The following is a 17,549-nucleotide window of genomic DNA, read 5'->3' as shown; positions in this document are numbered from 1 at the left end:
GGGCGCGGACGCGGGCCAAGATGTCGGCGGGGACGGTCAGAAGTCGACGCGCGCGCCGGCCTGGAGCCATCGCGGCGCGCCCGGGCGCGCGCCATAAGGACGGCGAGAGGCGATGTAGGCGTTGTCGAGCAGGTTCCGCCCGAGCGCGTAAATCGTCAGCCATTTGAGGGGGCGGACGTTCACGGAGGCGTCGAGGAGGAAAGAATCGTCCGTCGCCGTCCCGGGCGCGGGGTCGCCCTGGGAGGCGACCTCGCGCATGCGGCTGGTGTACGTGCAGCCCACATTCACGCCCCAGCGCGGCGTCTCGACGCCGACCGACGCCGCGAGCTGGTGGCGCGGGACGTAGGGCAATTCGTCGCCCGCCTCGACGTCGCCGAAGATCGGATCGGCCGAGGGGAAGCTGTTCGTGAATTGCGCGTCCGTGTACGTCCAGCTCAAGCGCCCGGGGAGCGCGAGGTTGTCTCGGATCTTGATCTCGCTCTCGGCATAGGCCTCGAAGCCAAGGACGCGCGCGCGTCCGCCGTCGGTTTGCTGGTCGAGGTTTTCCTGGACGCAGCCCGTGGAGAACGAGCACAGGTTCGTGAGGTTCTTGTAATCGCTGTAGAAGCCGATGATCTCGGCGCGGACGCGTTTCGGCGACCAGCGGACGCCGGCCTCGTAGTTCCAGCTCTTCTCGGGGCGCACGATGTCGTTTTGCCCCGGCGGGACGGGGGAGAAGCCCTGATGGACGCCGGCGAGGAGGCCAAAGTCGCGCGGCAAGGCGAGGAAGAGGCCCGCGCCCGGGACGACGACCTGCTGGATGGTGAGGTTTTGCTCGCCCGTGAGGTGATTCTCGAGGACGCTGCGGATCGATTCGAGGCGGGCGCCGGCCGTGAGCGTGAGCGGGCCCCAGGTGGCGGCGTCGGTCGCGTACATCGAGATGGCGTGGGTGTACGCGTTGTTGTCGGCGGTCGTCTCCGTGGGGCGCCCTTCGGGGATCGGCGTGCCGCCTTCGATCAGGAAGCCGTCCTGGGTATGCAGGCGGCGGATGGAGTCGTAATGGAGCCGGACGCCATACTCGATCCGGTGGGAGATGGGGCCGGTCTTCGGGCGCCAGGAGACCGTGGACTGGAGGCCTTGCGAGACGAACGACCGGTCGTTCGGGCCGATCATGAGCGTCTCGGCGTCCGTGCTCGGGGAAACGGTGCCCGTGAGCACGCCGTAATAGAGGGCATTGCGCGGGTCGTCCGGGTTCGCGAGGACATTCGCGACCGAGGTGCCGCGGAACCCGTTCACCTTGCGCCAGGCCCTTTGCAGGTCGTGGCGATAGAGGGTCGTCGTGAGCTCGAGGTTCGGGCTGAAGCGCGCGCGGTGCGTGAGCTGGAATTGGGTGCGGTTCCAGTCCATGCGGTCGAGGCGGCTCGCTCCATACCGGCGATAGGGCGTCGCGCGGAAGTCCTCGTCGCTGAGGCCGAGGTAGGTCTCGTTCGAGCCTTCGTTCTGGTAGCCGATCTTGAGCTCGAGCTCGTTCACGACGGAGCCGACGGGATCGAAGGTGTAGCGGCCCTTCATCATGACGTCGGTGCGGGCAAACCCGGTGTCGCCGCCGCCGTCGAGCTCTTTGAATCCGTCGTTCGCGAGGTGCACGGCTTCGAGGAGGACGCCGTATTTGTCGTCGGCGAGGCCTTGTCGTAGGTGGACCTTGCGGAGCATGTACTGGCCGAACGAGACGTCGAGCATGCCGCGGCGCTCGGAAGGAATGGCCGCCGTGGTCATGTCGATGGCGCCGCCGACGGTATGCGGGCCATAACTGATCGCCGAGGGGCCCTTGACCACGCGCACGGAATCCATGCGGCCGATGAGCGGGAAATAATACGCGGCGGGCGCGGAGTAGGGCGCGGGTCCGAGGAGGACGCCGTCCTCCATGAGCGTGATCTTCTTGCTGCGGTCGGAGACGGCGCCACGAATGCCGATGTTCGGGCGCAGGCCAAAGCCGTCTTCCTCGCGGACGTAGACGCCGGGGACGCCGAGCAGGATCTTGTGGGGATCGTCGTACTTGAAGCGCTGGAGTTGCTTCGTCGTCACCACGTGCGCCGAGCCGCTCGTCTGCTGGAGGCGCGTGCCGACGACCGAGATTTCAATGGGGGGAGGGGGCTCTTCGCTCTTCGCGTTCGCGTCCTCGGTCGCCGCGGGCGGCGGCGCGGCGGCGGGCGGCGGGGGCGGGTCGCCTCCGGTCTGGGCGAGCGCCGCGGGCGAGAGCGAGAGCAAAAGGAGCGTGGGGAGCGTCGAGCGTCGAATCAGGGGCGATGCCATGCCAGGGACTCGAGGTGAATGGGAGGTGCTTGCGGGACGGGCCGGATCCAGGTGGCCCTGGCGAGCCCGTCGGAGATGGTTGCGAGGTCGACCGTCGGATCGAGGAGCAGCTCCGCCGGACGGCCATTGAGCGAGACGGGCGTGTGTGCCCGGACGATCGGGCGTACGCCTTCGCGGGCCTCGAAATCACGCGCGATCTGGTGCGCGAGCCGCAGGATGAGGTCCGGTTGCGTGGAGAAATCACGCTCCTGGCGGCCATTCAGGAACTTGCGCGGGGGGACCTCCTGGGTGCGGCCGGTCCGCGGGTCCGTCACGAGGTACGTGACGCTCCCGTTTTTCTCGCGGAGCATGACGCGCCAGGAAAAACGAATGCCTTGCTCGTGCCAGAGGACGTTTCCTCCATAGAGGTGCGTCCGGAGGGGCCAGAGGAGGTGGAAGGCGCAATAACACGCGACGAGGGCGAGACGCGCGCCGAAGAAGCGGGGGAGGGGCGCGGGCGCGGGCAGGGCGGGGGCGGGCGCGGGGGCGCGGCGCCGGAAGAAGGCGACGAGGTTGCGTGGCCAGCTCGGCGAGAAGAACACGAGCGCGGCGACGACCATGATCACCGGGAACATGCCGATCGGGAAGAGGAGCTTCGTCGCCGTATGAAAGAGGAGGACGACGGCATAGGCCGCGACGCGGGTCCGCGGCATGAGCAAAAAGGCCACGACCGTGAGGTCGAAGAGGCAGCCGGCCCAGCTCATGGCGAAGGCGACCCAGCGTTCGCCGAGGAGGGGGCCGACGACGGGCAGGTAGGTGCGCGACGAGAGCCAGATGTTGAGCGGCTGGGCGTGGAGGAGCCAATCGCTGTTGACCTTCGCGAGGCCCGCGAAGAAGTAGACGGCGCCGACCTGGAAGCGGAGGAGGTACGTGCACCACGCGGGCAAGGTCGCGCTGCGGAGCTTGGGGAAGAGCCACGCGTCCACCGAATACGCGCGGTGGAGGGGCATGAAGGAGAGGAGGAGCGCGAGCAGGCTGACGAGGTAGTAATGGTTGAGGTAATTCGTGACGTCGAGGAGCTGGACGTACGTGAAGCCGACGAGGAAGAGGACGATCGCGGCGCGATAGAGGAAGCCGACCGCGACGCACGCGCTCACGACGGCGAGCGCCACGAAGAGCGCGTGCATTCCGCGGGCGGAGAGCGGCGCGAGCCAGTCGAAGCCCCAGTACGAGAGGAAGAACCGGGGCTTGACGAAAAATTCGTCCACCCAGCCATACGCGAGGAAGCGGAGCGCGCTCACGCAGCCGAGGACGCCGAAGCAGAAGCGGAACGCGGCGAGCGCCGCCGCGTCCTCCGGGCGGAGGAGGAGCGACGCGAGCCGCGCGAGGCGGCCCGAGGGGGCCGCGTCGGCTCGTTCAGTCATTGTCCCCTTCCACGGTCTGCGGGAGCTCGAGATCCAGGACCGTGACAAACTCGGTCTTGAGGCTGTCCGTGATTCGCTTCACGGCGTCGTGGAGCTGCTTGACGCTCTCGGGGTTCTGCGCGAGGGCCTGGGCGAGGTCGTCGCTCGGGACGGCGTCGGCCGCGGCGATGGCGCCGTTCACGTCGGCGCTCATCTTCTCGGCGAGCGCGGTCGCGCCGAGCGCGGTGAGGACGTCGTCGAAGCCCACGCCTTCGCCGTCCTTGCATCCGCTCATGAGCATGCGGAAACCGACGAGGTTGTTCCGCACGTGCACCCTGGAGCGGCCGGCGAAGCGTGATTCCACGGCCTCCGGGCAGGTCGCGTTGGCGCAATCGAGGATGCCGAGCGGGCGCGCGAGCTTCTGGTCCTTCACCTGAATCTCGACGTGGAACATCGCGTCGCTCACCGCATTGAGGGCCATTTGTTCTGTCGTGTACGCCGAGCCGCTTTTGCCTGCGTTCCTGAATTGCGTGTCGAAATCCCCCTCGCCCGGGCGCCACGCGCCGAGGAGCTTGCCGGCCATCGCGGCGATGCCCGAGGAGACGGAGGAGGCATACGCGGCCTTGCGCGAGGCGAGCTCGTCCGCGCTGAGCGCGGCCCACGAGCCCGAGGTGTTGATGGCGGACGCGGGGTTGCAGGCGTTGTCCGTGCCCGTGTAGAAGAGGAGGTATTCGGCCGCGGCGAGGCCACGCATGTTGATGAGCGCGGTGGTGCCGAAATCAGCGGCTTCGTACGCCTTCGAGACGATGTTTTGCTCGACGAGGCAGCGGCTGACGAGCGGCCAGGAGTAAAGGGTGTCGCGCAGGCCCTGGCCGCCGGGCGTGTTCGTGGGGCCGCCGGGGCCGAACTGGAAGGGCTCGGCGCGTTGCCAGAGGTCGATGGCTTTGCTCCAGGCGGCCTGCGCCTCGGCGCGGGCCTGGGGGTCGGTCTTGGCTTTGGCCGCCGCGGTGGAGAGCTCCTGGGCGGCCTTCTGGAAGGTGTCGAGGAGCTCGAGGTTGCACGTGGCAATGGCGTCGATCAGCGTCGCGCGGGTGACGGTCCCCATCCCGCCGGTCGGATCGCCGCTGCTGCCGCCGCTCGAGGACGAGGCGGTCGTGGAGCCTTCATTCGAATCGGGCGGGGGGCGGCCCGTCGAGTAGAAGGCGATTCGCTCGCAGCCCGCGACGAGGCCGAGGGCGAAAAGACCACCGAGGAGCGCGCGCGCGACGCTCCCGCCTTGCAGCCACCTCCTGGGAGGCGGAGGGCTCACCTGCGAATGATTCTGCATGGACATCCTCTTCCCTATCCGAAGCTTGGTCCCGAGCAGGGGGGCGGATGGTAGCACGCTTGTCGATGTTGAAAACTACTTTCAACTTCGCTCGTGCTGAAAGATGACCCCCGGATGGAAACCGAGGTGGCGTCGAAGACGATTGGTTCGTTGGGGCACCAAGGGTCCTCGGGGGCGTGGCAGGATTTGTTAATTTGAGCACAAAGAAACGCGCGGCCCGTGTAGAACAGCTTGCTTCCCGCGGATCGAGCAGCGATCGGGGTGCGGTTTCCGGTTGACATGATGCAGGGCGTGCATTACCCACCCCTCGCTGTTGAAAATGTTTTTCATTTTCTATTTCAAGTGAACGCGCTTAGTGGCAGGGCGCCACATCGGACGCGACTGAAAAATAACGTAAGGAGAAGCATAAAATGAACGCGAATACGGGAGCCATCCGCCGCGCATGGGCGCGAACCACGTACCTCGTGCCCCTCTCGGCCTGCGTGCTGCTCGGCGCGCTCGCCGCCGGCTGCGGGGACGACACGGGCGGCACGGGCGGGGGAGGCCAGGGCGGCACGGGCGCGACGGGCGGCATGGGCGGCATGGGCGGCACGGGCGGCACGGGCGGCGACGGCGGCGTCGGCGGCGTCGGTGGGAACGGCGGGGCCGGTGGAATGGGCGGCGCCGGCGGAATGGGCGGGGCCGGTGGAATGGGCGGCGCCGGCGGCGCGGGCGGGGGCGAGGAGGAGAAGCTCGTGCCCGTGCCCGTTTCGGAGGCGGGGCACGATCGGCTGTACGGCGTGACGTTCGACGCGCAAGGCAACTTCTACGCGACCGGCCACGCGGCGCCATCGACGGACGCGACCGCGGATTTCGCGACGATCGTCGTGAAGTTCAAGCCGACCGGCGAGATCGATACGACGTTCGGCACCAATGGCATCGCGACGCACAACGTGGCGGTGGGGACGAACGGCGAGGTGACGCGCGGGATCGTGGTGCAATCGACGGGCAAGATCGTCGTCGCCGGCACGATCGAGCACGAAGGCGCGGCGGACGCGCGGGATCGCGATCTCGCCGTGACGCGGTTCAACGCCGACGGGACGCTCGATACGACCTTCGGCACGAACGGGGTGACCGTGCTCGACCTGAGCGAGGGCGAGCTCGTGGGCAATACCTACGTCGCGGATACGCAGTGGGGCCTGAACGTCTACGCGGACGATCGGCTGCTCGTCGTCGGCGCGCAGAAGGCGCCCGGCCGCACGGACACGGATTTCGCCGCGGTGCGCCTGAGCGCCAACGGGGCGATCGACAATGGCTTCGGGACGAACGGCGTCGTGCTGCTCGACATCGCCCAGCAGAATGCGTCCCCGAAGTCGGGCCGCATCCTCGCCGACGGGAGCGCCGTGATTTCCGGGTACAACCGAGACGGGGACAACATCGTGAGCCCCGTGATCTACAAGATCGACAGCGCGGGTAAGTTCGACCCGACGTTCGGCACGGACGGCGTGTTCAACCAGGTCGTGCTCGCGTCGGTCGCCGAGGCCTACGACATCATCCCGCAAGGGTCGAACTTCGTGACCGTGGGTTACGGTTCGAATGGCGGCAATGAAAACGTCGACTGGCTGTCGCTCCGCATCACGGGCGACGGCAAGCTCGATACGACGTACGGCCAGAATGGGCACGTCCGTATCGACCTGGCCGGCAACACCGACAACGGCCGTGCGATTGTCGGGCTCGGCGACAAGCGCTCGCTGCTCGTGGGCGGCGGGAGGCCGGCGGCCGACAACATCGACGCGATGGTCGGCGTGTTGACCGAGAACGGGGAGGTCGACACGACCTTCGCGCCGAAGGGCTACAAGCAATACGATCTCGGCGGGGCGGCCGATATGTTCTGGGGCGTGGCGCTCTCGCCCGACCAGAAGCACGCAGCGATCGTCGGGGCGAAGTCCGTGGGCATGGGCCCCGGGAACGACGACGGCGTGCTGCTCCTCCTGCCCGTCGGGAACTGAAACGATTTCCTCCCCCCCAGCGCATCGGCCCCGGCACGGGCTGCCCTTGACGGGCGGCCCGTGCCGGGGCACGAACCGTCCCCAGGCCGCCCCTTGAAATCGTCGCGGGGGACGAAGCCCTCCGCGATTGGGTCGACGTGGTGAATGCCGCGGATGTCTGGGGGATCCCCTCCTTCGAGGATGCGCGCCATCTGCGCGGCCTTCATCCGGGTCGCTTGGATGGGGTCTATCGGATCGACGGGCAGGCCGTGGGCGCCGCCTTCGTCCGACCTGCCGGGGGCCATGGCGCGAATGCGTGTGGCGTGGCGGGGCTATGGGTGCGGCCCGAGCATCGGCGCCGGGGCGTGGCCGCGGCGATGCACGGCGCGCTTTCGGAGCACGCGCGGGGGCTCGGGTTGCAGACGCTCGAAATCGAAGCGCACGAGCGTGCGGGGGACGCTCGTGGTTGCCTCGAACGGCGCGGGTACGAGGAGGTGGGGCGTCAACTCGAGCTCGAGCTGGACCTCGATGCGGCGCCCATGCCCGAGGTGAAGCCGCCGGACGGCATCACGGTCGTGACCCGCGCCGAGCGGCCCGATCTTTTGCGCGGCATGTACCAGGTCGCGCGCGAGGCCATTCCGGATATCCCCGGGGAGGCGGCGGACGACGTGGGATCGTTCGAAGACTGGCGCGCCACGGACATGGACCGGCCCATCCATACCCATGACCTCACGTTCATCGCGATGCAGGGCGCCGAGGTCGTCGGGTATGCGGTGCTTCAGCGCGGCCGCGGCGGCGTCGCATTCCACAGCCTCACGGGGGTGCGGCGGGCGTGGCGCGGCCGCGGCATCGCGAGCGCACTCAAACGGGCGCAGGTGGCCGGCGCGAAGCGGGCCGGCTTTCGACGCCTGGTGACGGAGAACATCGTCGAGAATGCTCCGATCCGGCACCTCAACGCGTCGATGGGGTACCGGCCTCTGGCGAGCATGCTTCTCTTTCGCGGGCCCCTCCTGTAGGGCGCGGCGTTCCTCCTACCCTCTACCCTCGCTGCGCATTGCCATGGCTGGTCACGCCCGCTTCCTGGGCGGCGCCGCTGCGCGAGAGCCGCAGCGCATACGTGATCGCCGCCTGCAGATTCGCGCACGTCACGATGCCCGAGAGGTCGGCGCCGATTTCCACGAGGGTGCGCGCCACCTCGGCGCGAATGCCGCTCAGCACCATCTGCGCGCCGAGCAGGCGTACGGCGTGCGCGGTCCGGACGAGCGCGCCCGCGACCTGTTCGTCGAGGTCGACCACGCCGGTGACGTCGAGGATGGCCACGCGCACGCGCCCGCCGCTGATGCCCGTGAGGAGCACTTCGAGCACCCGGTCGGCGCGGGCCGGATCGATGGCGCCGATGAGCGGCATGGCCACGACGTCCTCGCGAATGGGGACGAGGGGCGTGGAGAGCTGGCGCAGGCGCTCCTCGCTGGTCCGCAGCGCCTCGTAGGCCCGCTTCTGCTCGGTCATGTCGAGGAGCTGCGACATGAAATGGACCGGCGCGCCGTTCGCGTCGCGCACGAGGGCGACGTGGAGGAGGACGTCGACGATCGCCCCGCTCCGGTGGATGAACCGCTTTTTGAGCTGATACCGCGGGATCTCGCCGCGGAGCGTTTTCCCGAGGAGCTCGAGGTCGATCTCGAGGTCGTCCGCGTGCGTGATGTCCTGGAAGCGGAGCTGGAGGAGCTCATCGGGCGTGTAGCCGAGCATCCCGGCGAGCGCGCGGTTCACGCGGACGAAGCCGCCTTCGAGGCTGACGATGGCGAGTCCGATCGGTGAACAATCGAACATCTGCTGGAACCGCTCCTCATTGAGGTGCCGCTCCTGCTCGACGAGCGCTTGGTCCTCGAGGAGCCGGCGCGCGTCCTCCACCTGGGCGCGGAGGGCCTGGTTCTCGGCGGCCAGCGCAGCATTGCGGCGCTCCAGCTCCACGTAACCGAGCGTAGGATGATCTGGCGTGTACGTGCTCATGGCCCCCGTATGAAGATGAACGTTCCCCTAGGATACACCTGCTGGCACACCTCGGAAATATCGTTGTTTGTAGTTACGAACAGCGGGGACGCGCGCGTGATCCGCAGAATGTGGTGCTGACGCCAGGTGCTCGGTCCCGGCGTCGAACCGGATCCAGCGCGTCGGCGTCGAGAGCCTTACGCCGCTCGCCCCCTGCGTCCGCTCACGTCCGCAAGACGGCCCCGCCCCCGACCGCGTCCACGACGCGCACCCCGCCCGGCGGAAAACCAATCGCCACGAGCCGCGGCGCGCCCTTCCGCTGCGTATGATATCGCTTCCACACGGGCGAAACGCCGCCGCCGTGCCTTCGGAAGACCTCCCGCTCGGTGACGAGCCAAGGCACGCCCTCGTCGTCGAGGCCCATTGCCACGGGAAGGCCCTCCGCTTCGGAGGCCTCGACCGCGGATCCTCCGCGATCGAAGCGCATCACGACGCCCACGCCCGCGGCCCACGCTTCGCCCTCGGCGCCCGCCACGCAAAGGAGCAAGGCAGGTTTGTCGTTCAAGCTCGCGGCGGAGGAGCGGACCTCCTGGTCGTATCCAATCCACAAGGCGCGCGCCTTCTTGCCGCGCAAGCTGCCCGCGACGAAAAAGCCGAGCGGGCCCGATGCAATCGCGGAGACCTCGCCGCCGAGCGGCAAGAGGAGCGGATCGGCCCAGCGTACGCCGTCGTTCGAGAGCCAGAGCTCCGGTCCGCCTTCGCCCGCGTCGGCCGTCACCACCCCGAAGGCACGGCCGTCGCCGAGCGTCGCCACGATTTCACCGACGGGCCCCTCGTCCGCGCGCCGCGGCAGCGTGCCCTGCACGAACGACTCGCCCCGCTGCAAGAGGACGTGGGCCGGGCCCACGAGCGCAATGCCCCCGCCCGGGCCACGCACGAGCCACCGCGAGGCGGCGATCTGCGCTCTATAAGGCCGTGGGACGTCGACCGAGAACGTGCGCGGCTCCTTCTTGGACAAACCATGCAGCTCGCTGCCCGAGCGCGCGAATCCCCAGGGGCCCGGGAGGAAGACGACGCCGCCCGGCTCCAAAAGGAGGGGTTTTTCGCTCGTGGTGCGCGGCGGCGCGAGCGCGTCCATCGCGGCGAAGACCTCCTCCTCGGACGGCAAGATGCGCGTCTTGCGGAACGAGGTCATCGGCTGGTGCTCGCGCGCCGCGATTTCGATCCACCGCGCCGCGGCCGCTTCCAGGGGCGGGAGCAGCGCCTCGGCGAACGCGTCGACCGAGGGGAAGCGCGGCGGCGAACCCTCGAACATGGAGCCGCCGAGCAATTTGCGCGCGTGTGTCTCGTAAAACGTGGCGCCGTCGAGGTCCCACGTCCCCTCGGGCAGCACCGGCGAGGCGCCTTGCCGGAGCGCGAGGTCGATGGCGCCGAGCAGCTCCTCCGCCGCCAAAAAGCCGCGGTGCAGCTTCTTCGCCGTGCGCAGGCTGCGCCGCTCGCCCATGTACCAGGCGGGCATCGAGCGGCACCATTCCTCGCCCGTCAGCAGGAACCAGATCGTGGAGGCGAGCGCGTGCACGTCCGTCCAGGGCCCGACGAGCGGATTGCGCCGCGAGGGCGCGACCGACGAGAGCGCCTGCTCGGGGCCCCCATACCCGAGCGTGATCCCCTGCACGGTCGCGAGCGCGAGCCCGTCGACACGCGCGATGCCACAATCGGCGATCTTCGGCGTTTCATCGTCCAGCGGGCCGGCGACGAATACATTGTCGGGCTTGAGGTCGCGGTGGAGGACGCCGAGGCCGTGGAGGACACGGACGCCCTCGATCATGCCGCGCGCGAGCCTGTGGGCGCGGACCGGATCCACGCCCGTCTCCCGCGCTTTGCTGACGCGATCGGTGAGCGTCACGCCCTCGCTGGATGCTTCGACGTATTCGAGCGCGATCCAGGGCAGGATGAGGGGCGGCTCGTCTTCGAGCGCGACCTCGGCGCTGCCGTGCCCGTAATATCCGATGACGAATTCGCTGGGCGGGACGAGGTTCTTCACCCGTTCGAGCGCCTCGATCTCGCGTTGCGCGAGATCCCGGCTCGTCATGCCCATCTGCGCGAGGCCCTGCTCGGTCCCGGGCTTGACGAGCTTCACCGCGACCCGGGAGGGCGCGAGCGCCGAGAGGCCGGGCGCCGCCGTTTCCTCGTCACGCTCGGCGAGGAATACGGCGGACATTCCGCCGGAGCCGAGCCACTGCACGAGGGAGAGGCCCGCGGGCTCGCCGGTCTCGGGGTCGACGAGCGCGGGTTTGTCGTCGGCGAGATCGGTGAGCTCGAGGTCGGTGCACCGCAGGACGGGAATCATGGGCCGCCGGCAAGATACCTTTCCGCGCGGCGTCAGGGAAGCCGGTTCAGAAGCGCATCCGGCCTTCGATCACGAGCACCGCGCCGCCCGCCAGCAGGACGCGATCCCCCGCGAGTGTGCAGTCGAGCTCGCCCGTCCGCGCGCTCACCTGCCGCGCCTGGAGCCGCGTCCGGCCGAGCTCGGAGGCCCAGAGGGGCACGAGCGTGCAATGCAGGGATCCCGTCACGGGATCCTCGGGGACGCCCTTCGCCGGCGCGAAGAAGCGGGACACGAAATCGACGTCCGCGTCGATTCCCGTCCCTCGCGCGGTGACGCCCACCGCGAACGTATCGAGCGCCGCGATCTTCGCCATGTCGGGCCGGAGCGCGCGGACGTCCTCGGCGCTGTCGTACACGGCCACGAGATCGCGCGCGGCAAAGGCCGCGGTCGGTCGCTTGCCGAGCGCCTCGGCGAGCGCGTCCGTGATGTGCGTGGGCGCGGGCGGGCGCGCGGGCAGGTCGATCGAGAGCAAGCCCTCGGCGCGCCGCACGACGAGCTCGCCGCTCCGCGTGTGGAACGAGACGAAAGGGAGGTCCGGCGCGAGGAGCTCGAGGACGACGTATCCGGCGGCGAGCGTGGCGTGGCCGCAGAGATCGACCTCGACCGAGGGCGTGAACCAGCGCAGCTCGTGGCGGTCACCCTGGCGCACGAAAAACGCGGTCTCCGAGAGGTTGTTCTCCGCGGCGATCGCCTGGAGCGTCGCGTCCGGGAGCCACGCGGGCAGGGGACATACGGCGGCGGGGTTGCCGGCGAAGGGGCGGCGCGTGAAGGCATCGATCTGGTAGAGCGGGATCTCGGTCACGTGTCTCCTCCGAGACCAAGCTTTACCATGGCCGAGCTCAGCGCGTGCGTTTCACGGTGACGTCGAACGTCGTCGCGGCAGCCACCGGAGTGTTTGTCCAGGACCATGACGACGTCGGCCGCCGGGAGGGCGACCTCCAGGCCCGCTGGTCCGACACGCACCCTATCCTCGGACGATTGACCGGTGTCGAGGTCGATGGTCGTGCGATGGTAGTCGCCCTGGTCGAGCCGCGCGCCGAGGATACGGACCGTGCGGGGGGACGGGGCGGTGATCCGGACCGTCAACCAATCACATTCCCCGAGCGCGAGGGCAGGCGAAGGCGGGATCACGAGGATGGGTCGCGCCTCGGCGCGCGCATGAGACGGGAGACGACTCACGTCGAGCACCTTCGCCGCGGTCCGGAATTCTCCATAAAGGTCGTGTTTTTCGACGAGGTCCCAGTACCAGAACATGGGCGTGCCGGCCTGATTGCGGAGCATGCCGGCATAAAGGGCGTCGCGGACGAAGGCTCGCAGGTTCACCCGCGCGGGGCGCGAGGGGCCGACCTCGCCGAAAAAGGCCGGCGCGCGGGTCGGGAGCCAGCCGAGGCGGGCGAAGAGAGCAATGGCATCCGTGTACAGGTGGGGCTGGAGGAAGTCCATGGAGCGCCACGTCGACGCGGGGGCGAGGAGCGCGCTCGTGGTCACCGGGTGGCCGTAAGGATCGAGGGATCGAAGGTAACGCGCCATTTCCTCGTGCCAGGCCGTGATGTCGGAGAAGCGCCCGGCGAAGGAGGCGTCGGTCCACTCGACCTCGTTCCAGAGCTCCCAGGCGAAGAGGGCCGGGGAATGCGAATAACGGGCGACGGCGTGGCGGAGCCACATTTTCATGCGCCGCCGCGCCTCGGGGTCCGAAAAGACGTCGGCCGCGTCCGCGAGAAATCCGCCGCGGGCCACGTTCCAGGGGTGATCGGGCCAGTTCGGATTGACGAAGGTGCTGAAGGACCCGTGGTTGAAGAGGACCATCTGCATCGAGATGCCGGCCTTCTCGCAGGCCTGGAAGAGGGCATCCCATTTCGTGAGCGCTGGCGGCCAGAGCCGATCCCGCGGCGCAGCGGGGTCGTTCACGGGCCAGAACGGGTTTTTCCCATCCCAGGAGCTCGCCCAGATGCGCGTCCACTGGATCCCGGCTGCGCCCATGCGCGCGATCTGCGTGGTCATGGGCGGCAGCTCGGGCATTTGCCAGCCGAGGTTCATGCCGAGCGGATAATACGGCGTGCCGTCGTCCCACACGAAGCGGTTCGGGTTCCGCTGATCGACCCGGAGGAAGCCGCGCGGCAAACGTTCGTCGAGACGTACGACGTCGCTCCGGGCGCGGGCGGGCTGGAGGACGCCATTTCGATAGAGGAGGGGTCGGTACGGCCCGGGCGCCTTCGCGACGAGGACGGCCTCGTAAGCAGAGGTCCCGTCGGGATAGGCGATCCGCTCGATCCGCTCGCCGCTTGATCCGACGAAGACGACACGAACGTCGTTTTCGTCGGGATCGTAGGGATTGCCCGGGAACTCCGCCTCGAAGCGCGCGACGGCGGGGCCGTACCAGGTCGTGGGGAGGTCGAGGGCGGGGGCGGCGAGGGCGGGCGGCGCGGCGACCATGGTCTCCGCGAACCGTAGGGCCCGCCCGTCCGGATCGAAAGTCGGGTTCTCTGCGCTCAGCGATTCGCGACGAAGCCGAAGCTCGTGGCCTGGCCGGGCGCGAGGGTGGCGTTGTGCTCGGCGCCGACGAAATGGGTGGTGCCGTTTGCCACCGTGTAGCTCGCATTCCAGATATTGGCGATCGTGCCCTCGACCTGCATCGGGATGGACCAGGTCAGGGATTCTTTCCCGATGTTCGTGACCTGGATCGTGAGCTGATACCCGCTGCCCCAATCGCTGTCGACGGTCGTATCCACGACGTACGGGAGCGTGGGGCCGGGATCCCCGCCGCCCGAGGCGCCCGCGCCGCCGGACCCGGTCGGATCGCCGCCCGCGCCGCCGCCGCCCGTACCCGAGGGATTGCTGGGGCCGCCGGGCTCCGGGGGATCGGCGACACGCTCGGTGAAATGTGAGGTGCGGGTGAGCGCGACGAGCAGGTCGAGGACGCGGAGGTTTCCTTTCTGGAACTCGTCCGCGACCTGGCTCGAAAGGCAAGCGAGCCGGCCCTCGTCGAGCTGGCCATACGCATACCGGAGCCACGAGCGCGCATAACAACCCTGCGCGTCGGCGCTGTCCGCGAGGACGGAGGCGAGCTCGGGGACGCCCACGAAGCTGCCCGTGGTGGCCGGGGCCGAGAGGATCTCGCCGGAGGCGTCGATCGGCAGGCCATTCTCGTCGGCGCGATACCGGCCGATGCCGTCGAAATGCTCGAAGGCGAAGCCGATGGGGTCGACGAGGTCGTGGCAGCTCTTGCAGAGCTCGACGGTGGTGTGCGCCGCGTAACGCTCGCGGGTGCTCTTCGTGGTATCGACGGGCGGCGGCTCGGCGACGACGCCGGGCGGCGGCGGCGGCAAGGGCTGGCAAAACAGGCGCTCGCGGATGAGCTTGCCGCGATGCACGGGGGAGGAGCCGGCCGGTTTTCCATGCGTGGCGAGCACGCTGCCGTGCGTGAGGATGCCGGCGCGGCCGGTGTCGCCGAGCTCGATCATGCCGAAATCGTTCTCGTCGGCCGCGCCAGCGGGCGCGGGCAAACCGTAAAACGTCGCGAGCTTGGGGCTCACGAAGGTGTAAGGCGCATCGAGCAGCTCCGCGATCGTGCCTTCCCCATTGCGGATCACGTGGCGCACGAACTGGCGCGTCTCCTCGATCATGGCGGCGCGGATCTCGGCGTTCCATTCGGGGTAGGTGGCGGAGTCCTTGGGCGCGGCGTCGAGCCGATCGAGCTCGAGCCAGGCAATGGCGAACCGCTCGAGGATCTCGTCGCTCCTCGGATCCTGGAGCAGGCGCTTGGCCTGGGCCTCGATCTGCTCCGGCGTGCCGAGCGCATTCGCGTCGGCCGCGGCGAAGAGCTCGTCGTCGGGCATCGTGCCCCAGAGCATGTAGGAGAGCTCGGTGGCGATCTCGTGGGGCGTCAACCGAACCCGCCCGCCCTCGCTGGCGATCGAATTGTCGCCGATCTCGGTGCGATAGAGGAAATGCGGCGACTGGAGCATGGCCGTGATCACGGCCTCGATGCCCTCGTTGAAGCCTTCTTTGTCCGCGATCGTCTGGTAGAGCGTGACGTAGCGCTTGGCGTCTTCGGCGCTGAGCGGGCGGCGGAAGGCGCGCTTGCCGAACGTGTCGACGAACGTCTTCGCGCACGCCTCGGGGCCCGCGGCGACGGGGTCGCAGGGCAGGATGCTCGAAGGGTTCGTCAGGGCGAGCGTGGCGATCTCCTCGGCGGCGCGGCGGACCTGGTCGGCGAAGAGCGGGCTCACGCGGAGCGCGTCCTCGTTGTTGTCGAAGCCGCCGATGACGATGTCAGGGACGAAGGAGGCGCCCCATTGCGACTCGATGCCAAAGAGCTCCGAGATCGTGGCGTCGTACTCGTGGCGGGTGAGGCGGCGCAGGACGCGGGGCCCCGGCTGCACGGTGGTGCAAGCGGCGGAGGGCGCGGCGCAGCCTTCGCCGCGGGTCGTGCGCGTGACGAAGAGCGAGAGGGTCGCGTAATCGGGCGTGCCCTGCTCGAAGAGGGTGCCGCCGGGGTGGCCATTCGGGTGCTGGCCCGAGGGGCGCGAGAGGAGCACGGAGAGGCCGCCTTCCTGCTCGACGGCGAGCGCGCGGGCCACCTTGAGGTTCTTTTCGAGGGCGTCCGGGTCGCTCCGCGGCGTGAGGACGAGGCGGCTCTTGCCGGCCATGCCCGTCGCGCTGTGGCAGACGAAGCATTTCTTTTCGAGCAGGGGCTCGTAGACGTTGTTCTGGAAGAACGCGAGGTCGTCCGGACAACCGACGACGCCGGGGCCGTTCCCCTCCTTTTCGTCTTCCCCGCCGAGGCAGCCCGCGAAGGCGGCCGTAAGCGCGAGGGCGCCCGTGATCCGGATCGAATTCGAGCGAAGGACAGTACGCAGCATGGCCATGGCTCCCACGTTGGTTCCAGGGGTTTTCACGCGAAGAGCTCCGGCAGGGGACCCGAGCCTTTTTGCGGGTCGCCGAAGGTCTCATTGTCGAGGCCGAGGGCTTGGCAGACGGAGACGAGGAGGCGGTTGTGCGGCGCGCCGCCGAAGTTCAGATACCGGCCCGTCGAGAGGCCGCCGCCGCCCGCGAGGACGAAGGGCACGGACTTGCAATCGTGGAGGCGGCTGTCGCCGAGCTCCTTGCACCAGAGGACGACGGTGGAATCGAGGAGCATGCCGCCCTGCGGATCGGCCGTGGTGGCGAGGCGTTCGAGGAGGTAGGCGAACTGCTCGGCATACCACCGCTCGGTGGCGACGAACTCGGCGACGCCCTTCGAATTGCCGTCGTCACTGTGGGAGAGGCCGTGGTGGCCCTCGGCGACGCCGAGCCAGCTCATGACGACGGGGCCGACGGTGTGGTTCCATTGCACGGAGGCGACGCGCGTCATGTCGCACGCGAGCGCGAGGACGAGCAGATCCATCTGGGATTTGCCGATCGTGGGGAACGCGTCATTGCTGTACGTGCCGACCGCGGGCGGGGCCGCGGGCGGGGCGCAGAGCGGGCCTTGGAGGCCAGATTCGATCTTCTTCAGCGAGGCGAGGTGCTCGTCGAGTTTTTCGCGCTCGTGGGCGCCGACCTTGCCGCGCAAGGTGCCGAGCTCGCCGCGGAGCAGATCGAGGATGCTCTTCTTGCGGGCGAGGGCCGCGTCGAGCTCGCCCGGGCCGCCGAGGGCGTCGCCGAACATGCGGGTATAGACGCTCTTGGGGCTGTCGTCCGGCGGGACGAATTGCCCGGGGCCGGCATACGACATGCGGGTCTGGATGCCGCCGCCCCAGGCGCTCGTCTGCACGCCGAGCTCCAGGGAGGGGAATCGATCGTTCTGGCCAATGCGGTGGGCGATGTATTGATCGAGGCTCTTGCCCGCGGTCTCCGTGCCGAGGGTGCCGCCGCCGGTGAGCATGGCGGCCATGCCGGCTTCGTGGTTGTCGACGCCGTGGAAATCGAGGCCGTCGCACACGATGATGCGGCTCTTGTGCGCGGCGAGGGGCTCGAGGATGCTGCCAGCGGGAAAGGAGAAGTTCGACCCGCTGCCGCTCGGGCGCCAGTGCTTGTGAATGGTGCCGTTGGGCGAAAAGAACACGACGAGGCGGCGGGCTGGCGTCGCGTTTTCGGCGCGAATGTCACGCTCGAGGAGGCCGAGGACGGGGGCGGCGACGAGGGCCGCGCCCATGCCCGAGAGGAAGCGTCGACGGTTCCAGTGCTTCATGCCCCGTCCCCATGGCAACGGGCATGCCGGG

At 68.9% G+C, this 17,549-nt stretch carries 11 protein-coding genes; 2 read left to right on the top strand and 9 right to left on the bottom strand.

Translation table 11 applies throughout. The features are described 5' to 3' along the window. Positions 1-36: 36 nt before the first annotated feature. The 3 genes from E8A74_RS12240 to E8A74_RS12230 are packed head-to-tail and all read right to left on the bottom strand — an operon-like array spanning position 37 to position 5,001. Entirely contained in the window at positions 37-2,292 is a 2,256-nt protein-coding gene (locus E8A74_RS12240) for a TonB-dependent receptor family protein (protein WP_136929157.1), read from the bottom strand. Then, a complete protein-coding gene (locus tag E8A74_RS12235; protein ID WP_136929156.1) occupies positions 2,277-3,695 on the bottom strand; it encodes an HTTM domain-containing protein in 1,419 nt (472 codons plus the stop codon). Before E8A74_RS12235 ends, E8A74_RS12240 begins: the two co-directional genes overlap by 16 nt. Next, a complete protein-coding gene (locus tag E8A74_RS12230) occupies positions 3,688-5,001 on the bottom strand; it encodes an imelysin family protein (protein WP_170229072.1) in 1,314 nt (437 codons plus the stop codon). The genes E8A74_RS12235 and E8A74_RS12230 overlap by 8 nt, the downstream gene beginning before the upstream one ends. A 410-nt stretch (positions 5,002-5,411) precedes the next feature. On the opposite strand from E8A74_RS12230, the gene E8A74_RS12225 reads away from it, so the two are divergent. Both E8A74_RS12225 and E8A74_RS53880 read left to right on the top strand, forming a co-directional pair. Continuing rightward, positions 5,412-6,989 carry an NHL repeat-containing protein gene (locus E8A74_RS12225; RefSeq protein ID WP_136929154.1) on the top strand — a complete coding sequence of 526 codons (1,578 nt, stop codon included), beginning with the start codon at positions 5,412-5,414 and terminating at the stop codon, positions 6,987-6,989. Between the two features lie 140 nt (positions 6,990-7,129). Further along, positions 7,130-7,984: a GNAT family N-acetyltransferase gene (locus E8A74_RS53880; protein WP_136929153.1), complete on the top strand. Its 855-nt coding sequence runs from the start codon at positions 7,130-7,132 to the stop codon at positions 7,982-7,984. A 22-nt stretch (positions 7,985-8,006) separates the two neighbouring features. Here E8A74_RS53880 and E8A74_RS53875 read toward each other — a convergent pair whose 3' ends face one another. The 6 genes from E8A74_RS53875 to E8A74_RS12190 form a co-directional block, all read right to left on the bottom strand. Next, positions 8,007-8,978 carry a PAS domain S-box protein gene (locus tag E8A74_RS53875; protein WP_136929152.1) on the bottom strand — a complete coding sequence of 324 codons (972 nt, stop codon included), beginning with the start codon at positions 8,976-8,978 and terminating at the stop codon, positions 8,007-8,009. Between the two features lie 202 nt (positions 8,979-9,180). Then, positions 9,181-11,307, bottom strand: a complete 2,127-nt coding sequence (locus tag E8A74_RS12210; RefSeq protein ID WP_136929151.1) for a serine/threonine-protein kinase — start codon at positions 11,305-11,307, stop codon at positions 9,181-9,183. Positions 11,308-11,353: 46 nt separating this feature from the next. Continuing rightward, positions 11,354-12,148 (bottom strand): PhzF family phenazine biosynthesis protein, encoded by a 795-nt coding sequence (locus tag E8A74_RS12205; protein ID WP_136929150.1) that lies wholly within the window; start codon positions 12,146-12,148, stop codon positions 11,354-11,356. Next, positions 12,145-13,779 carry a glycoside hydrolase 5 family protein gene (locus E8A74_RS12200; RefSeq protein ID WP_136929149.1) on the bottom strand — a complete coding sequence of 545 codons (1,635 nt, stop codon included), beginning with the start codon at positions 13,777-13,779 and terminating at the stop codon, positions 12,145-12,147. The genes E8A74_RS12205 and E8A74_RS12200 overlap by 4 nt, the downstream gene beginning before the upstream one ends. Before the next feature lie 56 nt (positions 13,780-13,835). Then, entirely contained in the window at positions 13,836-16,208 is a 2,373-nt protein-coding gene (locus E8A74_RS12195) for a DUF1592 domain-containing protein (protein ID WP_170229071.1), read from the bottom strand. Positions 16,209-16,240: 32 nt separating this feature from the next. Continuing rightward, positions 16,241-17,518: a DUF1552 domain-containing protein gene (locus E8A74_RS12190; RefSeq protein ID WP_136929147.1), complete on the bottom strand. Its 1,278-nt coding sequence runs from the start codon at positions 17,516-17,518 to the stop codon at positions 16,241-16,243. Positions 17,519-17,549: the final 31 nt, after the last annotated feature.

The organism is Polyangium fumosum (genome assembly GCF_005144585.1).
Taxonomy (GTDB): domain Bacteria; phylum Myxococcota_A; class Polyangia; order Polyangiales; family Polyangiaceae; genus Polyangium; species Polyangium fumosum.
The sequence above is the reverse complement of the archived record's forward strand: the minus strand, read 5'-3'. Positions and strand labels throughout refer to the sequence as shown.